Source organism: Paenibacillus terrigena DSM 21567 (genome assembly GCF_000374845.1).
Taxonomy (GTDB): Bacteria; Bacillota; Bacilli; order Paenibacillales; family Paenibacillaceae; genus Paenibacillus_K; species Paenibacillus_K terrigena.
Genome location: NZ_KB895417.1, coordinates 218,659 through 241,404 on the forward strand (window position 1 = coordinate 218,659; position 22,746 = coordinate 241,404).

A 22,746-nucleotide genomic window follows, 5' to 3' on the forward strand; every position below is an offset into this window, starting at 1 on the left:
GTTGAATGACCCCTTTAGCGTACGACGATACGTCCTGGATGATTCTCGGTCGTCTCGCCAATCATACTTGCTTCGACGCCGGCTTGTTGCAGTTGTTGAAGTAATTCCTCGGCCTGTTCACCAGCGACGGAAATGAGGAGTCCACCGGAGGTGACGGCATCGCACAGAATCCATTGTCCGACCTGATCCAGCTCGGCCGGGAAAGTGATGGATTCCTGCACGTGAGCGAAGTTGTTCTTGGTGCCGCCCGGCACGAAGCCTGCTTCGGCTAGCTCCCGCACGCGTGGCAGTACAGGGACTTGATCCGCATGAATGATTAATCCAACGCCGCTGCCCTTGGCCATCTCAAGGCTATGTCCCATCAAGCCGAATCCCGTCACATCCGTACACGCATGGACATCGAAAGGCTCCATCGTCTCAGCGGCTTTCTTGTTCAATGTCGCCATGACGCTCGTTACGCGTTCGACTTCCGATTCACTAAGCTGATCTTTCTTAATCGATGTTGTGAGGATGCCGACGCCAATCGGTTTGGTGAGGATTAGCTTGTCCCCAGGCTTGGCTCCTGCATTGGCACGGACTTTACCGGGATGTACAAGGCCTGTCACAGCAAGACCGAACTTCGGCTCTTTATCATCGATAGAGTGCCCGCCGACGAGCATTACTCCAGCTTCATTCATCTTGTCTTGGGCGCCGCGCAGAATATCGGCGAGGACCTGTTTGTCCAACGTATGGATCGGAAAAGCTACAATATTAAGTGCAGTAAGCGGTTTGCCGCCCATTGCATAAATATCGCTGATCGCATTCGCAGCAGCGATCTGGCCGAAGGCATACGGATCATCCACGATCGGGGTGAAGAAATCGACGGTTTGCACGATTGCAAGATCGTCAGTCAGTTTATAGACACCTGCATCATCGCTCGTATCGATCCCGACGAGAAGGTTCGGGTTCGGGATCGCTGGCGGTAAGGAGCGAATGACTTGCGACAAATCCGCAGGGCCGATTTTGCATCCGCATCCTCCTTTCGTGGAATAAGAGGTTAATTTAATTTTCTCTGAGGCAGACATGTTCTTGTTCCCCTTTCAATCTTGGACTAAGATGGAAGTAATTATATATTCATGATAACCGATTTTACGGTTCGAAATCTATTCTCGAGGAGGACCGCCTCATGTGCGGACGATATACCATTACGATGACCTTCGACGAGTTAGTCGTGCGATATTTTATCGAAGAAGTGAATGACCCCTTCTATCTACCCAGATACAACGTGGCTCCGATGCAAATTGTCCCCGCGATTATTAACGATGGAAGCCGCAACCGTCTGGGTCCGCTGCGCTGGGGGCTCGTCCCGAACTGGGCGAAGGATCAGCGGAAGGCGGGCGGCATGATCAATGCGAAGGCGGAGACGCTGCTGGAGAAGCCTTCATATCGTAATCTAGTTTACCGTAAACGATGCATCATTCCAGCGGATTCCTTCTACGAATGGAAGGCGTTTGGAAGCAAGAAGCAGCCGATGCGGTTCATGCGGAGGGATGAAGGGATTTTCAGCATGGCGGCTTTATATGATAGCTGGGTGAACCCGGAAGACGGCGAGAAGATCAGCACGTTCTCGATTATTACGACGACGCCGAACAGCCTGGTGTCCGATGTGCATGATCGGATGCCGGTTATTTTGCGGAAGGAAGATGAGGCATACTGGCTGGACCGCCATCAGTCGAACCCGGACAAGCTGCTGACCCTGCTGAAACCTTTTCCTGAATCCGAAATGATGCGCTACGCGGTGTCCAGCACCGTGGGAAGCGTAAAGAATGATGGCCCGGAATGTGTTGCGAAGGTGGAGGAACTTAAGGTGACGGAGGAGTCCGAGCAGCCGTACTTATTCTAAAGGGAGAGGAGCATAACGATGGAAAATGAAGTCGAATTGTCTCGTGCGAAGACGTACAAGCAGAAGCGATGGAAATGGAGGTGGAGGACCAGAAAGAAGCCTCAGAAGCCGACCGTACCTGCCCTTCTCGATGATGGGATAACTACGATGGATCGCATTAATATTCGTCACACGATTATCATTGGCGCGATTATTATGGCGTTAATCTATATTTTTAATACGGTGGGTGCCATGGAGCGGGATATTTATGTCGATGATCAGATCGATTTGAATATGATGTGGAATTTCGTGATTTATATGATTAAGGGCATGGTCTGCTCTATTTTTATCCCCATTTTGTTCTATCTTTTTCATTTTGCATTCTATTTCATACAAGATTCTCGCATTACGCTGGCTAAGATTGAGAAGTATTTTACGATCGTGCTCTACTACTGCGGGTTAAGCATTCTATGTGCGCTCGCATTTCCGTTGTTATTTATCTACTTATTGGTGAATGTATTGCAAAATCATCAGCTGGATTCGATCAGTTATCTCATCGTTGCCGTGGTGATCGCGCTCGTGCTTTTGGGCTTTTATCTGATCATTCGGGTGACTTCCACCAAGAGATATATCGGTAAAAGCTATGGATTGTACGTCGTGATGATGTTCATTTTCATGATCGCCTTCTATATATATCCATCGGCTAAAAGCGCATGGTTCCCATCCATAGCCGTCTCGAGTACGGAATTTTATTCGTCCAAAGATGATGCTGCGATCGTGAAGTTCAAGGGCAATGCCGTGGGAGCGTACCTCGTGCCTGCACCTTATGCGGACAATGAGAAGGAGAAAGGAATCCGGCTTAAAGAAATATACGTAAATCCGGGGGTACGGCAGTTCTTAATCGACTTCACGGACCCGCGAATTACCGCAGACAGTTATGATATTGTGATCATTTATCAGAATGAAGGGTGGCTCCCACCGTTTACAAGTGCATCAAGTTCGGGCGAGAAGAAGATATCGAGACGGGTTGCGTACATTTTTGATGGAGGAATTGAGGATAAGGCCGATTATTTGAACCGATATATGACTTTGTTGAAAAGAGAAGGACCGGCCAAAGGCGTGACGCCGGAAGCCTTGGACAAGACGTTAGCGCATTTTACAAAGGTATTTCAAGCGAATCGCTACGATTTCCGTAATCAAGAAGTCCAGTCCCTGCTCGGACCGGTCAGAACGCAGATCTCGCCTGATGTGCAGGATGTAATTAGTAAGATGATTACGGATAGTGTCTTCAATACGAATTAGTGGTGGACTGCAACCTTTCTGGCAAAGGGGCGTCTATAGGATGGTTGTTACATTAATTTCCAACCTGTCATTTTATTCCTATTGGGGAGTGTTACGTGTGAGAGTAAATGGGAAGTGGAGAATTGTCGCGTTGGCTGTGTTGAGCGCTACGCTGCTGATGGGTAGTAGCGTGAGTTATGCAGCAGAGTCGAATACGCTGGCAGGTACGGTCGTGGAGAATCGTCCGGACGTCGCGAAGATTGAGAATCAATACGTTGGGTATATCGATGAGGAGAGGGGAACGGTTTATTACAATGTGAGTGGACATGATGGAGATAGCTACTGGAGTGCCGTCGTTGAACGCAAGCCGGATGGAAGCCTAAGTCGGTGGGGAGAAGGATTTACTTGGGTAAGTAAAGGGACCCCAAAGGACGCGCCTAACGTCTGGATTCCGTACAATGTGGATATGGAATTCCAACCTTCTTATTATGACTGGACGGAGGACACGGTCCACGAGGGTCCGAACTTCATACTGTCACCGAATCGCAAGTGGGCTTTTATCGAGCAATCGTATTATCTCACTGTGGGTGACAAACGCTATGTCTATTGGATGCGTAATGTCGAAACAGGAGAGATTGTAGAGTGGAATGAGAGCTACGGAAATGCAAGAGCGGCTTGGACGGCAGACGATCGGATCATTTTGAAGCGCTATAGTGAGAAAGACCGTCAGAATGAGATTGTGACATACGATCCTGCATCTGGGAAGTGGGAGCGGATCTTGTTAGGGACATTATATGCCTATGATATCAAGAGCAACCTGATGGTTTATGTGAATAATGAACCGTCTCGACGAGAAATGGTATATGATCTTGGTACGAAAAAGTCACGTCTTCTAGTTGATGATACGGAGCGGGGCCGTCTATTTGCTTGGTCACCGCCAGGATATGAACAGCAACCGAAGCTCGATGCGAATTTGGACGTCTGGAAACTCCCGGTTCACCCGGTTGCGGTCGTAAGGGATAAGTTACATACGGTTCATGTTGACGGCAAAGAGATTGCAGTCCCATATGTCTTCAACAGAGATGGAGCGCAATGGATTCCGATGCGTGAGCTGGCGCAGAAGCTGCATTGGCAAGTCAAGTTGGAGTCCGCTAAGGATCGTGCAGCAGCACCGAGATATCGCTACACGATCCAAGTCGGTTCACGGCAAATCGAACTTACCCCGGATAACAGTAGGATCATGAATGACCGTGTCTTCATGACACAAGCACAATTGAAAACACTAGGGTATTCGGATATTACAATTACATCGAATCGTTAACGGATTTGGGTGATGAGGGCTGGGCAGGAGTTAACTGTTCAGCCCTATTTCTTTTTGTGCGTTGTATTCCGATAAGCCACGATAATCGCCTCAGCCTGCCGCACGACGAGGTCATGCAGCTCCTGCGGGGCGACGACCACGGCGTCTGGCCCATAGCCTAGCAGATAGGAGGCTGCGGATTCGAGCGTATCGAATTGAATCCGTGCGGTGCTCCGCTGCGGAACGTCATGCAGGGGCTCTTTGTGTAAGATGGTTGCGAATCGTGCATACTCAATCCGAGTTAGGATGGCGTTATGTACCTGAATGACGGCCTCATAGCGAGGTAGATTCGTTTTGAAGCTCTGCACAGATGCATCCCAGTAAGTGGCAAGATTGAAGTCGGCGGGGCGCTCGAAGGATTGCTCCTTCTTGCTGGCATGCTTGATCCGGGAGATACGATACGTGCGATACGTGCCTTCTAATGTAAGGGCAGCGACATACCATGCGTTTCCTTTGACGACGAGGCCTAACGGTTCAATCACCCGTTCGGTCACCTCAGACTGAGAGGATGACGGATAGTGAATGAATAGCTGTTTTGCTTCCCACACGGCTTCTTGGGCGACTGATAGCCAGGAAGAGCTGCTGCCCCCAGTGCTCCAGCCCGCGCCATCAATATGAATGCGTTCCCGGACGAATTCAGCATCCGCTTGGAGGGTTTTGGGCAAAGAAGCGAGCAGCTTGAGCAGGGCGGAATCATATTCTTTATGCAGACCTAGTTCAGACAACGTCTCCGAGGGATGAGCTAACAGCAGCGACATCATCTCGTCCGCATGTAATCCCGTAAGATTGGTGCGGTATCCTTCCATGAGCGCCCATCCTCCGCTTGAGCCGCGCTCTGCATAGACCGGAATCCCGGCCGTACTCAAGGCTTCCATATCCCGATGAATGGTCCGCTCAGAGACTTCGAGTCTTGCTGCGAGTTCGGATGTTGTCATTTTGCCATGGCTCTGAAGATATAACAGAATGGATAATAAGCGGTCGCCGCGCATGCTGAAGACCTCCTTGGATCAAACTGAATTTCATATATGACAATAGATGTCATCATAGGGATGATACATTAGACACAGGTAACAAGCAAATAGGAAAGGTGGATGACGATTCTTATGACAAATTCTATGCAGATCAAATCGCTGGCAGGAAAAATAGCTGTTGTGGCAGGAGGAACTCGAGGTGCAGGGCGGGCGATTGCTGTATCCTTGGGGGAAGCGGGAGCGACGGTCTATGTGACGGGGCGCAGTGTCCGCGGATCTCTATCGGATATCGGACGCAGTGAGACGATTGATGAGACAGCAGAGATAATTCAGGCAAGAGGCGGCACAGCCTTTCCAGTTCGTGTGGACCACACGGTGGAATCGGAAGTTGTTGCCCTATTCGAGCGTGTGAAGCAGGAGCAAGGACGTCTGGATATTCTCGTCAATGATATTTGGGGTGGCGAATCGCTGGTCGATTGGACGAAACCGTTCTGGGAGCATTCACTTGCGAAAGGTTTGCTCGTTCAGGAGCGAGCCGTACGAACGCACATGGTTACAAGCTACTATGCGGCGCAGCTCATGGTCGAGAATAAGCAAGGGTTGATTCTCGAGATTACGGACGGGGTCAGCTATGATTATCGCGGCAATCTGTACTATAGCTTGGCCAAGATATCGAACATTCACCTGGCGCAAGCGATGGCTGCGGACTTGCGTCCTCATGGCATAACGGCGCTATCGTTAACGCCAGGATTTTTACGGTCGGAGGAGATGCTGGAGCACTTCGGTGTTACCGAAGCGAATTGGCAGGAAGGTGCGAAGAAGGACCCTAACTTCATCGCATCCGAGACACCATATTATATCGGCCGAGCTGTCGTTGCGCTGGCGAGCGATCCGAACGTATTCGAGAAAACAGGCGGAACCTATAGCACATGGGGACTGTCAGAGGTGTACGACTTCACGGATCTTGATGGGACAAGACCGCATTGGGGACGGCATTATGCGGAGCATGTTGCGAAAGCATAATCATACCTCGGAAAGGAGCCGCCTATCTGGGTCCAAACCAAGATAGGCGGCTCTATTGATTAAGCACCTTCAATAAAGGCCTGGTAAACGGGTATGAGATTCAATCCATCGAGATAAGAGGAGATGATGTATAGAACAGAATTGGCTAACCTGTATATTTGCAGTAACTTGGGTCCTATAAGAAGCAATCTTATACTATAGTGGATTCCTGCAGTAACTTGGGGTTATTTCGGCGCAAACAAGCCATTTATGGTCTTCTATCCTGCTCAGATCCATGATAGACGAGGCAAAGGGTTATTATCTACGTCCTATATTGTACGAAATCCAACATAGCAGCAGGGAACTAGCATCGTACGACGTGATACTGTCGACCAAAAAAAGATGAAGCAAGAACACCTCTTGCTTCATCTTCCTAGCTAATTTTAACTTATCCCGAGATTTCGGCTTTCTCCGCCTTCGTTAACCCTTTGAAGACCAACTCGTACGAATGATCGATCAGCATCTTGATCTCCTCGTCCGTAAGGTTGCCATCTAGGGTGACGGTGTTCCAATGCTTCTTGTTCAGATGGTAGCCGGGTTTGATCTCCGCATATTGTTCCCGAAGCGAAGCGGCACGAATGGGATCGCATTTCAAGCTGATGTCGGGTGCTGGATCGTCGGACGACATGAGTGCGAACATTTTATTCCCTACCTTGAGGACGCGCACTTCATTCCCGAAGGGGAAAGTCAGGCTAGTACCTGGTTTGCTTAAGCAGTATTCGAGATAATGGATCATGTGCGATTCATTCCCTTCTTGCAATCTATTTACTTAAAATATTGAATCCCCATCACTTCACGTACTTCCTCCATCGTATGGCACGCGATACCGCGAGCACGTTCGGTTCCATGCTGGAGCATCTCATCAACGAATGCACGTTTGGCTTCATAGGCAGCTCGACGCTCCCGCATAGGCCCAAGCAGATCTTGGAGGGTTTTCGTGATGCGATGTTTGCACTCCGTACAGCCAATGGTGCCTTGCTCGCATGCAGCATGAACTTCGGCTGCTTCATCCGCTCGAAAAGCTTGATGGTAATGGTAGATCGGACAGCGTTCCGGGTGCCCCGGGTCGTTCTTATGAATCCGTGCAGGGTCGGTCACGGCTTTCCGTACCTTGAGTGCAATCTCTTCGTTACTCGCGCTTAAGGCGATGGCATTCCCGAGACTTTTGCTCATCTTCGCATTGCCGTCAAGCCCGATGAGTCGTGGGAACTTGCTCAGCAAGGCCTGAGGCTCAGGGAACACGGATCCGTAGAGCTCGTTGAACCGCCGCACAATGTAACGTGAACTTTCTAAATGCGGAAGTTGGTCCTCGCCGACGGGGATGATCGTTGCTTTGCAGAATGTAATATCGGCTGTCTGACTGATCGGATATCCCAGAAAGCCGTAATAGAGCTCGTCGAATGAGCCACCTCTAGATTCCGCTTTGATCGTTGGATTGTGACGCAGATGATTCACCTTCACGAACATCGAGAAGAATACGGTCAGTTCAGCAATTTCCGGAATCATGGACTGAATGAAAATATTCGCGTGCTCCGGATCGATGCCCACCGCCAAATAATCGAGTGCAACTTCGCGTACATGCTCCCGAATCATCTCGGGGCGGTCAAAATGAGTTGTTAGAGCTTGCACATCGGCTAACATGATGAATGTATCATATTGATGCTGCAGCTGTACACGGTTCTGTAAGCTTCCGGCGTAATGGCCAAGGTGAAGTCGGCCTGTCGTGCGATCTCCTGTTAATACGCGTTCTTGTGTCATATAAGCTCCTCCTTAAGAACACATCAGCACGCAGCTGGTGTCCTTTTTCATTGTGATAACATATGCAACGAACGAACCACGCCCACCACCAACCATCTTCCATGACCATCACCTCCTTCAACATGTCAAATTGCACAAAAAAAGCCTTCGCCTATAGAAAGGACGAAAGCTTCGTGGTACCACCTTTATGAATCGTCACACGCCCAGGAAATGGGAGGACAGATCCGCTCTAACGATACGGAATCGCTGATGCATTGCCGAACACCGGCACAGCTCATCGATATCGCTCCCTTGATAACGGCGGGAAACCCGGTACTCCCTACTCTCGTAGATACGGTTCGGGAGACAACTCCAAAGGCCATTCAAAGTACGCTGGACACCGGTTCACAGCTCCCACCGGCTCTCTGCAAGTCCACATTCGCGCTTTTACTTACCCTTTTTCAACGTCGTTCAGTAAGTTATTTCCATTTCCAGTATCATACGCGTTCGAATGACTACACGTCAAGTGCAGATTCGCGTATGCGTACTTGCTCCGCTTGCTTCAACTTGAACATGAATCCTAGCGCAGCGAACACAATGAAGATACCGCCAAGCAGCCAGAAGAGCGATGAAATGGAAATATGCTGCATGCCGATCCCAGCCAAGTTCGGTGCGAGAATGCTGCCGATACTGAAGATGAAGCTGGCAACGACATTGGCCGAAGGCAGATAAGCTTTGGGTAGAATATCTGCGGCGAAGGCAAGTCCTAGCGAGAAGAAGGAACCTAACATGCCGCCAGCGATCATGAATAGGATCAGAATGGCCGTCGGATTAGCACCGTAGAGCGGAATGAGCAGGAACGCAATCCCACCGAGGAATCCTGCGCCCATGAGCACTTTTTTTCGTCCAATCCGGTCGCTTAGCACGCCAAGCGGCAATTGCAGAATAAGTCCTCCGATGCCGAAGAACGGCAGAAGGAAGGAAATCCAGTTCTGTTCCAGTCCAATCCGAAGCGCATAAATCGGGAAGCTGCTGTTCATCGATGCTTCGGTGTAGCCGTATAGGAATGCTGGTAAGAGTGCGAACCATGCCCATTGGAAAGACCGTGTATAGCGGCGTTCCAGCACAGGCGCATCTTTTTTTGTCCCCATGACCTGATAGTCAGGCAGAATGAACACAATAAGGAGCAGCACAATGGTACATAGTACGCCGATCGCTGCGAAAGGCACCCAATCGCCGAACACCAGCAAATTCATGCCGAGCGGCCCAATGCTGAACCCGATCCCGTAACTCATACCATAGAAGGAAAGGTTGCGTCCCCGATTCTGTTCATTACTCGATGTTAGCACCCAGAGCTGGGATGCGTAATGCAGCGCACTGTCGCCGACACCGACTAAGAAGCGCAGCGCGAACCAGATCCAAATACTCTTAAACATCGGAAACAGTGCTAGAGCAATGATGACGAGCATCAATGAGAGTGAAATGAGTTTTTTGAACCCGAAATAGGCTAATAATTTCTCCACGAAAAAGAGTGTTGAGAAGATACCGATATAGAGCATCGCCGCATTCAATCCGTTCAAGTCGGATGAGACGCCCATATGCTCGAGCAGAACCGTTAGCAGCGGCAGCAGCAGTCCCTGACTCGCGCCCGTCACAATAATAACTGTAATCATAATGAAATAATGCAATCTCGAGGTTTGCATTGATGTGGAATCATTGTTCATGATGTATCCTCCTCTAGATGTAAACAGCACAACCGTTCTATTATAGTGAAATTGATGGAAAATCTCAACCGCGAGTGAAAGGTACAAAATAGAAATCCCACCAGCGCGCCGCAGAATGCTAAGCACGAGGGTGGGATAAAGTCATCTGAAAATATGTAGTTGATCGATGAAATCAGAAAAACAATTTAATGACGATGAGGAAAATAATATAGCCGGCAATGGACCCCCCGATATAGGTTAGTCCAGCACGCTTCCTCTCCTGAAAGAGCCGCAATACCCCAAGGCTAAGCAGTGGGCAAATTACCATCAAGAAGACGGCAATCGTAATGAATAGCGATGCATCAATTTGACTAATATCAACAATGGTCACTAGAATAACCCCCGTAAATGAATTCGATAACGAGATTGTGTGACGAGTATCACAATAGTATTATATAGAATGCTGCCGACATTTACCTTAATAATCCTTTTCCAAATGGGGCGAAATTAAGAATTTTCCGAATCCACGGGAATCGATATGATATAATAATCGATAGATTATATGAATCTATTTCCTTTAGAGAGCAGGAGGAGAAGTTGTGAGTTATTTGGTTGGGATTGATGTTGGAGGAACGAACATTGTATGCGGTCTGGTCGATATGGAATACAACTTGTTGCAAACGCTTAAGCGGCCGACCGAACGGCATCTTGGCAGCGACCACGTGCTGAACAAAATGGTATCGATGATCGACGAATTGCTAAATAATGCGAAAGTGGATCGCAGCGAATTGAAGGCAGTTGGCGCAGGGATCCCTGGATTTATTGATCCGAAGAGAGGGTATGTCACGTTCAACTCGAATTTGCAGTGGAGAGACCTTCCATTCGCAGATTTATTGAGTGAGAAAATTGGCGTACCTGTATTTATAGATAATGATGTGCGGATGTACATTTTTGGTGAAGCGATGAAAGGTGCCGGTAAAGGTGCGAATGTCGTACATGGCGTTACGATTGGAACGGGCCTTGCGGCAGCGACTGTATCGAACGGTGAGCTGTTCTATGGAAGCGGGTATATGGCAGGAGAGCTTGGACACGTAACGATTGATGGTGAGAAGACGCCATGCGGTTGTGGACTAACGGGCTGCTTGGAGACGGTTGTGTCGGCTACAGGGATTGCGCGTCAAGCAACGGAAGCGCTAGCTGCGGGACGTGAGAGCTCGCTACGTGAAGTCTATGAGAAGGGTGAATTGACGGCAGCGGAAGTGTCGAAGGCCTACGATGCTGGTGATGCATTAGCCATTGAAATTATGAGCTATACCGGTAAGGTGCTCGGAAAAGGCCTTGCTTATTCTATCAGTTTGTTCAGCCCTGATGTCGTTGTGATTGGCGGGGGCGGCGCGATGGCAGGAGAACGTCTGCTCAAACCTATGCGCGAAGAATTGCAACGTTCAGTCTACAAAGGGTATCTGGAACGCCTCAGTATTCGTGTCGGAGAGCTTATCGATAACGGCGGCGTTATTGGAAGTGCTGCATTCGCGAATAGCAGCGTGTCCAAGCAAGCATAGCAACGAATTCCAATGATGATTGCTATTATTTTGTTCATTATCGCAGGACTCGCCGAGATTGGCGGCGGCTACTTGGTCTGGTTATGGCTGCGTGAGGCCAAACCGATGTGGTATGGCCTCCTTGGGTCGGCGATTCTTATCGCCTATGGTGTAATACCGACGCTGCAGAAATTCCCCTCCTTTGGCCGGGTTTATGCAGCATACGGCGGGGTGTTCATTATTCTTGCTGTCTTATGGGGATGGCTCGTGGACCGGAAAACACCAGACGTATATGACTGGGTTGGCGCAGGCATTTGTATTGTCGGGGTGTCCATTATGTTATGGGCCCCGCGATCTTAGGGACGATTTGGTAGGAGAGGACGAGTGGAGTTGGATTTAACGACGCAATTATTACAGCATCGCATCGTCGCGATTTTCCGCGGCATTGCAGACCATCAGGCGGATGCAGCCGCACGGGCGCTTGTCGATGGCGGCGTTGCTTTTATGGAAGTAACCATGAATACGGCTGGAGCGCTGCCGATTATTGCGAGATGGCGCGATTCGTTCGTCGGACAAGCATATATTGGAGCCGGTACCGTCTTAAATGTAGCGATGGCGAAGGAAGCCATTGCTGCAGGAGCACAGTTCTTGATCTCACCGAATCTAGATGAGCAGGTGATCGCCTACGGCGCTGAGCGTGGCGTGGATGTCTGGCCCGGCGTCATGACCCCGACCGAGATCGTTCGTGCATGGAACGCTGGGGCGAAGCTGGTGAAGCTGTTCCCGATGGCTTCGCTCGGCATGTCCTATCTGCGTGAAATCCGTGCGCCGCTCGATCATATTCCGATCATGGCAACAGGCGGCGTTGATCTGAGCAACATTGCAGAGACATTCGCGGCCGGCGCTGCTGCAGTTGGTCTCGGTACGAAGCTGGTTCGACCGGATCTGATCGCAAGCGGAGATTTCGAGCAGATGACGGCGAATGCGCGGGAGTATGTGAATTCGGCTAAGACGACACTTTGAATAGACAGGTAGTGTGGAGACTTCCATGTCCGTGAGGATATGGAAGTCTTTTTGAGATGGTTGCGTGGCAAAGCACGCTCCGCTCGCCGAAATAACTGCAAAAGTGCAGTTATTTCACTCGCAGAGGCACACCCTGCCCCAAATAACTGCAAAAGTTCAGTTAATTCGCTTGCATTGGCTCTGCCTACCCAAAATAAATGCATTAATGCAGTTATTTCGCTCGCATTGGCTCTACCTACCCCGAATAACTGCAAAAGTGCAGTTAATTCGCTTCATTGGCTCTGCCTACCCGAAATAACTGTAATAATGCAGCTATTTCGCTCATAAAGGCACATCCCGCCCCAAATAACTGCAAAAGTGCAGTTATTTCGCTCGCAGAGGCGTTCCCCGCCCAAAATAACTGTATAACCGCAGTTAGTTCGCTTGCATTGGCTCTGCCTACCCGAAATAACTGTAATAATGCAGTTATTTAGCTCGTAAAGACACGCCCCACCGGAAATAACTGCAAAATTGCAGTTATTCCCCGCACGAAACTGCTTCACGCAAGACTTGGAATACGCAGGAGACACTGGGCAGCTTTCTCACCGGGTTTTCATCACTTTTTTCTTCAAAACGGGGAACACTAGAGGTACTTTTAATTGGCATGAAAGTGCTGTCGGAGGTGCTTTGAATGCAGGGAATAATGATCTTACAGGTAGCAATTCTTGTGGCGGCTCTCATACTTGTACTGGTGTGGTTGCTCGGGGTGAGAACGCAGACGCCGCTTCGACGTGTGAATGATGCATTACCGAAGCAGCATTATGAAGAGGTGAAGTTCCGTAGCAGCGACAAACAGTGCTGCGGATGGTTCATCCCGAGTCGTGATGTCACGTCACAGGCGCATATGACGGCACCGACGATCATTGTTGTCCATGGCTGGGGTTCGAATCGCGCATATTCCCTACGGTATGTCGATCCCTTATATGATGCCGGGTTCTCCGTCTTCCTGTTCGATGTTCGTTGTCATGGCGACAGTGAAGAAATTCCGGCATCCTCCTCCTATACGTTTCGTGATGATCTTCTGGCAGCCGTTGAATACGTGCGATCTAGGTCTGATGTTCAGCAGGATGCGATCGGCGTTGTTGGTCATTCTCTCGGTGGGTTGGGCGCAATTCTAGCCCTAGATCTCGGTCTTTCCGTTCAAGCGGTTATCACCGATTCGATGCCTATACGACTTCGTACCGTGCTGCAATCGGAATGCAGCCGCATTCATGTCCCTATGTTTCCACTCGCTTATATGGTGATGTTCATCTGGCTGCTCCGTGCCCGGATCACGCCACAGCTGTTCAAGAAAATGAACGTCATCCATGTCCTCAATCGGAATGCGCAGGGCGCGAAGATTCCTGTCTTCTTCATCCATTCTCGGCATGATGGGTTTATCCCACATTCAGAATTACAATACATTATTGATCATGTCAGCACGAAGGTCGAGCATTTATTCATTGATATTAAAGGTCACAGTTGTTCGGAGAAAGATCATCAATTCTGGGGGCATGTTATTCCATTTTTTCGACAGCATTTCCCTACGGCTTCGGAACACGGAATGGCTCAGAGGTCCTAATTTCTGGGATATAACGAAATTATAGGAACTTTTCTCCTCTTCAACCGTTTAACATGATATGTAAGGAAATATCTGGTATACGATTAGGAGGAGCGATGACATTGAGGCAAAAGAAAAATCGCCAAGCGGTGCTGATTAGAAAAGCAGCTATTGCTACGACGCTTAGTGTATGTCTAATGCAACAAGTTGCAGCGGCTGAAGGTTACGGCGTAAATGAAAAGACGGTAAAAACAGACACTATTTCGGTTTCGGCAAGTAGTAACACCCAGGCCACAACGGACAAATTAGTGAAGAAAAACCCTGCCATTACCAAAGATCAGGCTGTAGCAAAGATCAGAGAATTTTTCCCCCAATTTAAAGATGCTGAGGTACAGTCCGTTACGTTAGGGGATCCGAATGTCTATCCGCCTCGCGATGAAATGGTCTGGACTATTCAATGGGAATATCAAGTAGGGAATCACGGTTACGGGTTCGGCAGTCGTGTCGATGCACTGACCGGTGAAATATTGCAGGTCGATTTCTCTCCATGGACGGATCTGAGCAGAGACAAGGTGAAATATCCACCGACCTACACGAGAGAACAAGCGGAAGAACTCGTGAAAAAGCTAGTTGGGCGTGTAGCGCCAAACGTAGATATGCAGAAGCTGAAAGGGCAAGATTCAACATATTATGATTACGGCACAAGCCTGTTTGGACCTACGCGTTATTCGTTCGCATATAACATCCCTGTAAATGGGCTGCCTTCGGAAGAAACGATTTACGTGTCCATCGATGGTGAAGGGAACATCTTCAGTTATTCCCGATCCAAATCGGAACAGAGCTATCCATCGGGGACTCCATCAATTACGCCAGAGAAAGCGAAATCGTTGTATGCAGAGAGTTTGAAAATGGAGCTCGTCTATATGCCTGTGGGTGAGCCTTATGGTCCTTCGAAGGAAATGATGCTCGCCTATCAACCGACGAATGTCCAATATGGTATTCTAGATGCGAAGAGCGGCAAATTTGTCGATGTGACAACCGGCAAAGAAGCGAATATGAAACCAAATACATATCAGAGTATTACACCAACAGCCAAGCAGTTTGCAGCGTATCAAGGTAGCGAGTTGACTAATGAGCAGGCAAAAGAAATTGCGTTGAACGTGATGAAGCCGCCTGCCGCTAATACGCGTACGAATCAGCATATACAGAATGATTGGTATGACCCGAAGGTGAAGATGTGGTACTTGTCGTGGGATAACCCTGCGGGGACGGGGCCAAATGGGGGATACGATAATCAATTTATCGCACGGATCCATGCAGCGACGGGTCAAATTCTAGCGATTGGCAATCCTTATAAGTCGTTCCGCAATGAGAATAAGGCGGAGAAGAAGAATCCGGAGATCAGCCTAGCGGACGCAGAGAAAAAAGCGAACTACTGGATCAATCTTCTCTATCCAGATGCAGCGGCAAATTTGAAACTGAGCACCCCATCCAAAGAGCAGAATGTGCAGGATAATGGAGGATTTCACTTCGAGTACCAGCAATTTGTGGACGGTATTCCGGTGAACGTCAATAGCGTCCGAATGGAGCTAGGCAGTCGTGGGGAGCTTGTGAATTATGAGACGTCGATCCAACCATTGAATCTAGAAGGCATGAAAGGTCTTAAGCCATCCATGTCTGCCGAAGAAGCGCGTTCTACGTATTTGGATCATCTGGGGATGGAACTTCGTTATTCACGTGTTGGGCCTTATGACTACATCAATGCAAACCCAACTATCAAATCAGAGCAAAGACTTGTCTATAGCCCAAAATTCAACCCAGAGAATGAGACTGTTCTAAACGCCATAACAGGTAAATTCGAAGCAGGCTGGTATAACGCAAGGAATAACCAGGATGCGTTGAATGCTAAAGATATCCAAGGCACGACTTCGGAGGCTGCTTTCAAAAAATTGCTTCAGGCTGGCGTGTTGAAATCGGATGTCGATGGGTTGGTGAAACCGAATGATAAGATCAAGCTCGGCGATTGGATACAATGGATCAGCAATGCGGTGCAGTCTTATGCGTCTAACCGTGATGATAAGCCGCTTTTCAAGGATATAACATCCGACAGCACTTATTATTCCTCTGTATCCTTCTTCATCTCCAAGGGATGGTTGAAGGGAAATCCATCCGAATTTCTGAGACCTGAGACCGAATTAACCCGCGAACAACTTGCCGAATCGGTCTCTCGTATACTACAATACGAGCAACTAGCGAAATTCTTATCCAAAGATTTGGAAGTGACGCAGTTGCAGGATGCCGCTGAGGTGCAGAACAAAGGTGTCGTTGCCCTTATGCTGAAATTAGGCATTATGAGCACGGACGGAGGCAAGTTCTATCCGAAATCTACGGTCACACGTGCAGAAGCAGCGGAGACCATTATGAAGCTGGTTGAAATTCAGGGACGAATTGATTCTGAAATTCAACGATAGTTCACAAGGGGGTTGAGTTGTGCCTCGATTCGCAAAGCATATTTTTAAAATTTTGTTCGCAAGTACGCTGAGTTTTGCGCTGATTGAAGTAATCAATAATCCTGTCACGGCGGCGGTGGATACGCCCACGGTGAATTCCATGGAAGGACTTACGAAGGAAATCTATCAGTCGATGCTGAACCGCGATACGGTCATGACTTACTCTATCAATGGGAGTGTATCCAAGTCCAAGATCGAGAAGGCATTGCAGGACGCCATTACAACGGATCCTTACGTTCAGTTTATGGTCCGTCAATATTCCTATCAATACAAAAGCTCGTTGCTATCATCGAGCATTACGATTTATATGGAGTACCGTGAGGACGCGGATCAGACGGCGTATGTGACAAGTACGGTGAAGCGTGTACTACCTACAATCATTAACAAGAATATGAACGCGCATGAGAAAGTAAAAGCCATTCACGACTGGGTCGTCTTGAATTTGGCTTATGACACATCCCTGAAGAATGATACAGCGTATTTGGGATTGAAAGAAGGCAAGACGGTCTGTCAAGGTTATGCCTTATTGACATATCGGATGCTGAAGGAAGCGGGAATTACGAATCGGATTGCCGAAGGAAAGGCCGGGGGGCAACTGCATGCATGGAATGTCGTGAACCTCGATGGCAAGTGGTATCACCTGGATACGACTTGGGATGACCCTGTTCCGGACCAGAAGGGCAAAGTTAGCTATAATTATTATTTGCGTACAGATAAGCAGCTTAGAGCGGATCATCAGTGGACGAAGGTATATCCTGCAGCGGCTGAGTCTTATGACATGACACTAGAACGGCTGAAGAAGGATGATCAGAGCCGCAGTGCATTCTATACCAAGCTGGAGACTGACCTGAATTATATTTACTTGAATCCGGAGAACATTGTCTCTTCCGTGAAGGCACTATCTGTGAAGATTGAGAAGGCTGTGCGTGCAGGGGATTCATCGGTAAAAATACGCTACACACGCAAGGCAACACTATCTGATGACCTCAGTAAAGCGCTGCAAGATATAAGCGGATTCGAAGGGTCCATTCGATACAGCTACCGTGATTTTGAGAATACGGGTGATATTTTGCTCGAAATAACTCTGAAATAAAAGGAATAGATTCCGTGTTTAATCGTTCAGTCAGAAATTTAGTATTCGGTCAGACGTTGTCCAATCTCGCTGATGTAATGGCGACAATTACGATCGTTACGCTCATGTATCATATTAGTAATTCGGTAACGTATACTGCACTTGTTCCACTAGTAAGAATGATCAGTCAGAGTATTAGCGGGCTCATCTCGCCGCTCCTGCTTGATCGTTATCCATTAACGTTTTTATTAAAAAGCTCTCAATTCCTGCAGTTCATTTTGTTCTGTATCATTGGCTGGTATGCGTGGCAGTCGCTTAGTCCAGAGACGCTCTGGGTAATGCTCCTCCTCATTATGGTCTGGGCATTCCTTGACGGTTGGACCTCGCCAGCTACTAGTGCCCTCATTCCGAGGCTGCTCGACAATTCCGAGCATGTCTTGAAGGCGAATGGCGTGTTCGGAACAGCCAATCAAATCGTTCAGCTCGCAGGCTGGGCCGGTGGTGCCATCGTGTTCAATTGGCTCGGGGGACCTTACACCCTGCTTAGTATCGCGGTGATGTACTTCTTTGCGTTCCTCATGACTTCGATGGTGCATGAACCGAAGCGGAAGAGCGAGAAAAAGTCGGCATCGGATGTTGAATCTAAGGAGGCGCCTAAAGCAGGCGCTTGGCAGCGTCTTCGTGAGGGCTGGCTGATCATCTGGTCACGTCCTGCGCTTCGGTCGCTAGCCATCATGGATTTCTTAGAAGGGTTAGCAGGTTCGGTCTGGGCAGGCGCATTCTTGTTAGCTTACGTGAAGACTGTGCTTCACCGCGATGAGACGTGGTGGGGGTATATCAATGTCTCCTACTTTATCGGTGCGATTATTGGCGGTCTGTGTATTGTTGCGATCAGTTCATGGTTGAACCGCAACCGCTTCGGTGCCATGATGATCGGAATGATCGGGTACGGTGTGTTGACCCTGATTTTCGGATATATGACGAGCGCTTGGATTGCTCTAGCACTCGCATTATTTATGGGTCCGCTTGTTGAAATGCGTACGGTAGCCGTTACGACGATCAGACAGCTTAGCGTGGAAGAAGAGCTGCTGCCGAAGGTGCTCGCAGCGATGTCTACGCTCAATACGTTTATTTTTGGCATATCGGTGGTTGTGCTTGGGGTTCTCTCGGATCTGTTCGGGATTGCAGCCATCTACGTTATTTGCGGGTTATTAAGCTTAGTGGCAACGGGTATTGGTTACTTGTATCGTCAATCGTTCAATGAGCTGCAGCCTCAGCAAGCCGCTCCAATGAATCGGTCCTTATAGGGCCGATTTTTTTGTGCCGTTGTGGCTTAATTCATAGCGAATTGGAAACGATAGGGGGAGAATAATTAGGCTAAACGGTACATCTTAGAGAGGAGCAAGACGTAGAACAAATGAATAGCATCGAACAGAAAAAGCTACGCTGGTACAACGTTGCCTTAATCGCCTTCGTGTCAGTATGGGGATTCGGGAATGTTGTTAACAACTATGCAAACCAGGGACTAACGGTTATTACATCATGGATTCTGATTATCGCGTTATATTTCGTTCCTTATGCGCTGATGGTCGGCCAAATGGGCTCTACCTTCAAGGAGGGGAAAGGCGGTGTCAGCAGCTGGATCAAAGAAACGATGGGTCCAACCGTTGCTTTTTTCGCCGCATGGACGTATTGGGTGGTTCACGTGCCATATTTGGCCCAGAAGCCGCAAGGGATTCTGATCGCACTGGGTTGGGCATTTACAGGGACGGGTGGATTGACGTCGAAATATTCTCCCATTCTCATTCAAACGGCGTGTCTTGTCGTCTTCCTGATATTCTTATGGATTGCATCTTATGGGCTTGCTTCCTTGAAGCGGATCGGCACGATCGCAGGCCTTGCAGTCTTCATTATGTCACTGCTGTACATACTGCTTGCCATTACAGCTCCAGCCTTGACGGGGGCGAAGATTGCGACGGCAAATATTACGTTCAAGACCTTTATTCCTGACTTTAATTTCGCCTACTTCACGACGATCTCCATGCTCGTCTTCGCGGTTGGCGGAGCGGAGAAAATCTCCCCTTACGTCAATCAGACGCGTAATCCGGCACGAGAATTCCCGCGGGGGATGATTGCACTAGCAATTATGGTTGCGATCTGTGCCTTGCTCGGCTCCTTCGCGATGGGACTGATGTTCGACTCGAACAACATTCCAGCCGACCTGAAGATGAACGGACAGTATTATGCCTTCCAGATCCTTGGGGGATATTACGGACTCGGCAACGGTCTCATGATTCTGTATGCGATCGCGAATACGCTCGCGCAGATCTCGGCCCTCGCGTTCTCCATTGACGCGCCGCTTAAAGTATTATTGAGCGATGCGGACCGCAGGTACATCCCGGAGGGCTTAATGAAGACCAATTCCCGCGGCACACCGGTGAATGGCTATATAATGACAGGGATCTTGGTCGGGATTCTGATTATCATTCCGGCGCTCGGGATCGGAAACATGAATTCCCTCTACAACTGGCTGCTTGACCTCAATTCCATCGTCATGCCGCTTCGTTACTTATTCGTCTTCCTTGCTTTCATGGCGCTCATGAAGGCGGCGGATAAGTTCAAGTCGGAATACCAATTTGTCAAAAATAAAACATGGGGTTTCATCATCGGTCTATGGTGCTTTATCTTCACTGCATTCGCCTGTATTATGGGGATGTTCCCAAAGGTTGAAGCCTATACCAGCGAATGGTACTTCCAATTCATTATGAACATTGTAACGGCTTGTCTCTTGATTGCGTTAGGGTTGGTCCTTCCGCAGATCGCGAAGATGCGCCGGCGGTAAGAATGAAGAGGAGAAAGACGCTTCCGCGTAAGGGGCGTCTTTTTTATAAGTTGCCATTCACGCTTTGACCTGCAATGATGATCTGTGAAGGAGCGTGATCTTATGAATAGCAAGGAACGGTTCTCGAACCGGGTCGATACGTATGTGTTGTACCGTCCGAGTTATCCGCAAGCAGTCATGGATTATTTGTACGGTGTCATTGGATTGAAACAGGATTGTGTTGTAGCGGACGTCGGTGCAGGGACAGGGATTTTCTCCAAGCTTCTCTTGGATCGAGGGAGTCAAGTGATTGCAGTCGAGCCGAATAAGGAGATGCGTGAAGCAGCCGAGAAGGACCTTGGCGGAGAGTCGAATTACCGTGCCGTGCCAGGGTCGGCAGAAGAGACAGGGCTACCGGACCATTCTGTCGATTTTATAGTCTGTGCGCAATCGTTCCACTGGTTCGATCGGGCGGCAGCGCGGGTAGAGTTCCAGCGTATTCTGAAGCCGAATGGAAAAATCGTTCTGATCTGGAACAATCGACTGACGCAGGGGACGCCATTTCGGGAAGAATATGATCAGTTTCTACATACGTTCGGTACGGATTATAAGACGGTGACGCAGAAAAATATTACGCCTGATGCATTGGTGCAATTTTTCGAAACAGGGGATATGCAGATCGGAAGATTCCCGAATCATCAATTATTCGATTTAGAAGGGCTAGCGGGACGAGTTTTATCTTCCTCTTACATTCCCGTACCAGGGGATCCGAGCTACGATGCGATGATGGATGCCCTGCGTGAATTATTTGAACGTAACGAACAGGGTGGTCAAGTGTCCTTCGATTATGAGACAGAAGTGTTCTGGGGATCCTAATCAGTCCAGAAGAGCAGGGTACCTCGTACCCTGCTCTTTTTTGTTAGTCCTGTAGAAAATGCAGGGCCAAACCTGCATGGTGTGCCGAAATTTCATCAAGCTCTTGAGCCAACCGATTGCGATCGAAGGACATACGGAAGATGTCGCGGTCGGGCAGGAAGGTAATGCTCGTGCCTGTATCGCGCGTGAGTCCAACGGTGTGCACATTCGATTGCGGGATGCCGTGCTTATAGTCTTGACGGTAGATTTTGCCCTCCCGACGAACCTCAACCGATAGTTTCTCCGATAACGCATTGACGACGGGGATATTGATTCCTTTGTTACGGTTCGAGGCGTGGATGGATGCACTGGCATTCTCGTGGAGTTCCGTGAGCACGGCTTGCACATGCGGTTTGGATGTGCCTGCGAATGCTACGACTGGAATCCCACGGCCATTGTCTACGACCGTCACACTGCCATCCTCGTGCAAAATAATGCTAACCTCTGAACAGTAACCGGCTTGGTGTTCCAGCAAGGTGTTCTCAATGACGGATCTTAAGAGCAAATGCGGATCATAGACGTCCTGCGAGCTGCCCAGATACCCGCTTGCATCTTCTCGTACATGAGCAAGTTCCATGTAATCACTCGTATCGAGCAGTTCAGCCGATGAGGCGAACAGAAGGAGAAGTGGGAGAGCACGTCGTTCAGGCAAAGTATATTTGCCGCCGCGTTCCTCCTGGACTAGGAGATCTGCGCCAAGTAAAGCTTTAATATGGTGATAGAGTTGACCGGTTGTACCCATATTCAACCGTTCTACAATCTCTGCCCCTGTTAGGGGTTCCTGCATGACGGCGCGCAAAATATCTAAGCGTTGACGGTGTCCAAGTACGGATAGTACCTTGGCAACTTTGTCGCCATCCAGATCAAGCAGCTGGCTAATGCGGCGTTCTTGCGGTTCCCATCGATATTGGGAGAAGGCCCCCTGATATTGCCCGGAAAAATAGACACCGCCTTGGTCGATCGATTCTTGCGGCACTTCCGTCTGGATAGGATGGGCAGCAACGCGGTTCAATGCGGGGTTGGTAGTAGTCGTAGCGTTTGACACGGTTAGTTGTCTCACGAGTGCATGAAGTTCAGTCATCTGTACCTTTAGTGCATCTAATTCTGCTTCGACATTTCGTTTCAACAGGATCACCTCGTTATTTTATTTAAATACGTAATTACGTAATTACATAATATCATAACGACGACAAATTGTAAATATCAACGAAAATGATCGTGCCGTGTTATCTACTGATTGAATTAAATTCGTGGTAAAATCAGGTAAAGCACTTAGCGTAAAGCGTTAAGAATGGAGAAAGGAGTAAGGC

20 protein-coding genes are annotated in these 22,746 nt (G+C 48.8%); 13 read left to right on the top strand and 7 right to left on the bottom strand.

Features of this window, described 5'->3' with window-relative positions; all coding sequences use genetic code 11:
- Positions 1–14: 14 nt before the first annotated feature.
- Positions 15–1,064, bottom strand: coding sequence for a selenide, water dikinase SelD (gene selD, locus C558_RS0117090; RefSeq protein WP_018757510.1), 1,050 nt, complete (start codon positions 1,062–1,064; stop codon positions 15–17).
- A 101-nt stretch (positions 1,065–1,165) separates the two neighbouring features.
- On the opposite strand from selD, the gene C558_RS0117095 reads away from it, so the two are divergent.
- From C558_RS0117095 to C558_RS0117105, 3 genes are all read left to right on the top strand, one after another.
- Entirely contained in the window at positions 1,166–1,882 is a 717-nt protein-coding gene (locus tag C558_RS0117095; RefSeq protein ID WP_018757511.1) for an SOS response-associated peptidase, read from the top strand.
- An 18-nt stretch (positions 1,883–1,900) separates the two neighbouring features.
- Positions 1,901–3,163, top strand: a complete 1,263-nt coding sequence (locus tag C558_RS0117100; RefSeq protein WP_018757512.1) for a hypothetical protein — start codon at positions 1,901–1,903, stop codon at positions 3,161–3,163.
- Positions 3,164–3,260: 97 nt separating this feature from the next.
- On the top strand, positions 3,261–4,463 hold the full coding sequence (locus tag C558_RS0117105; protein WP_156826165.1) for a hypothetical protein: 1,203 nt from the start codon (positions 3,261–3,263) through the stop codon (positions 4,461–4,463).
- 44 nt (positions 4,464–4,507) lie between these two features.
- On the opposite strand, the gene C558_RS0117110 is transcribed toward C558_RS0117105, so the two are convergent.
- Positions 4,508–5,491 carry a helix-turn-helix transcriptional regulator gene (locus C558_RS0117110; protein ID WP_018757514.1) on the bottom strand — a complete coding sequence of 328 codons (984 nt, stop codon included), beginning with the start codon at positions 5,489–5,491 and terminating at the stop codon, positions 4,508–4,510.
- Between the two features lie 132 nt (positions 5,492–5,623).
- Between C558_RS0117110 and C558_RS0117115 the strand changes: the two genes are divergently transcribed.
- Positions 5,624–6,496 carry an SDR family oxidoreductase gene (locus C558_RS0117115; protein WP_026263967.1) on the top strand — a complete coding sequence of 291 codons (873 nt, stop codon included), beginning with the start codon at positions 5,624–5,626 and terminating at the stop codon, positions 6,494–6,496.
- 427 nt (positions 6,497–6,923) lie between these two features.
- On the opposite strand, the gene C558_RS0117120 is transcribed toward C558_RS0117115, so the two are convergent.
- The 4 genes from C558_RS0117120 to C558_RS0117135 all read right to left on the bottom strand — a co-directional run bounded on the left by C558_RS0117120 (position 6,924) and on the right by C558_RS0117135 (position 10,366).
- Positions 6,924–7,271, bottom strand: a complete 348-nt coding sequence (locus C558_RS0117120; RefSeq protein ID WP_018757516.1) for an MmcQ/YjbR family DNA-binding protein — start codon at positions 7,269–7,271, stop codon at positions 6,924–6,926.
- Between the two features lie 29 nt (positions 7,272–7,300).
- A complete protein-coding gene (gene trpS / locus C558_RS0117125; protein WP_018757517.1) occupies positions 7,301–8,293 on the bottom strand; it encodes a tryptophan--tRNA ligase in 993 nt (330 codons plus the stop codon).
- A 494-nt stretch (positions 8,294–8,787) separates the two neighbouring features.
- Positions 8,788–10,086 (bottom strand): MFS transporter, encoded by a 1,299-nt coding sequence (locus tag C558_RS0117130; RefSeq protein ID WP_425413949.1) that lies wholly within the window; start codon positions 10,084–10,086, stop codon positions 8,788–8,790.
- 82 nt (positions 10,087–10,168) lie between these two features.
- Positions 10,169–10,366: a hypothetical protein gene (locus tag C558_RS0117135; RefSeq protein WP_018757519.1), complete on the bottom strand. Its 198-nt coding sequence runs from the start codon at positions 10,364–10,366 to the stop codon at positions 10,169–10,171.
- A gap of 208 nt (positions 10,367–10,574) precedes the next feature.
- On the opposite strand from C558_RS0117135, the gene C558_RS0117140 reads away from it, so the two are divergent.
- From C558_RS0117140 to C558_RS0117180, 9 genes are all read left to right on the top strand, one after another.
- Positions 10,575–11,537 carry an ROK family protein gene (locus C558_RS0117140; RefSeq protein ID WP_018757520.1) on the top strand — a complete coding sequence of 321 codons (963 nt, stop codon included), beginning with the start codon at positions 10,575–10,577 and terminating at the stop codon, positions 11,535–11,537.
- A 12-nt stretch (positions 11,538–11,549) separates the two neighbouring features.
- Positions 11,550–11,876: a YnfA family protein gene (locus C558_RS0117145; protein WP_026263968.1), complete on the top strand. Its 327-nt coding sequence runs from the start codon at positions 11,550–11,552 to the stop codon at positions 11,874–11,876.
- A gap of 24 nt (positions 11,877–11,900) precedes the next feature.
- On the top strand, positions 11,901–12,539 hold the full coding sequence (locus C558_RS0117150) for a bifunctional 4-hydroxy-2-oxoglutarate aldolase/2-dehydro-3-deoxy-phosphogluconate aldolase (protein WP_018757522.1): 639 nt from the start codon (positions 11,901–11,903) through the stop codon (positions 12,537–12,539).
- Between the two features lie 682 nt (positions 12,540–13,221).
- Entirely contained in the window at positions 13,222–14,139 is a 918-nt protein-coding gene (locus C558_RS31260; protein WP_211220773.1) for an alpha/beta hydrolase, read from the top strand.
- 95 nt (positions 14,140–14,234) lie between these two features.
- Positions 14,235–16,589, top strand: coding sequence for an S-layer homology domain-containing protein (locus C558_RS0117160; RefSeq protein WP_018757524.1), 2,355 nt, complete (start codon positions 14,235–14,237; stop codon positions 16,587–16,589).
- A 19-nt stretch (positions 16,590–16,608) separates the two neighbouring features.
- Positions 16,609–17,721 carry a transglutaminase domain-containing protein gene (locus tag C558_RS0117165; RefSeq protein WP_018757525.1) on the top strand — a complete coding sequence of 371 codons (1,113 nt, stop codon included), beginning with the start codon at positions 16,609–16,611 and terminating at the stop codon, positions 17,719–17,721.
- A gap of 14 nt (positions 17,722–17,735) precedes the next feature.
- Complete coding sequence (locus C558_RS0117170) at positions 17,736–19,007, top strand: MFS transporter (protein ID WP_018757526.1); 1,272 nt, start codon at positions 17,736–17,738, stop codon at positions 19,005–19,007.
- 110 nt (positions 19,008–19,117) lie between these two features.
- Positions 19,118–20,542 (top strand): amino acid permease, encoded by a 1,425-nt coding sequence (locus C558_RS0117175; protein ID WP_018757527.1) that lies wholly within the window; start codon positions 19,118–19,120, stop codon positions 20,540–20,542.
- A 102-nt stretch (positions 20,543–20,644) separates the two neighbouring features.
- Entirely contained in the window at positions 20,645–21,397 is a 753-nt protein-coding gene (locus C558_RS0117180; protein WP_018757528.1) for a class I SAM-dependent methyltransferase, read from the top strand.
- Between the two features lie 43 nt (positions 21,398–21,440).
- Here C558_RS0117180 and C558_RS0117185 read toward each other — a convergent pair whose 3' ends face one another.
- A complete protein-coding gene (locus tag C558_RS0117185) occupies positions 21,441–22,562 on the bottom strand; it encodes a helix-turn-helix domain-containing protein (protein WP_018757529.1) in 1,122 nt (373 codons plus the stop codon).
- Between the last annotated feature and the right edge of the window lie 184 nt (positions 22,563–22,746).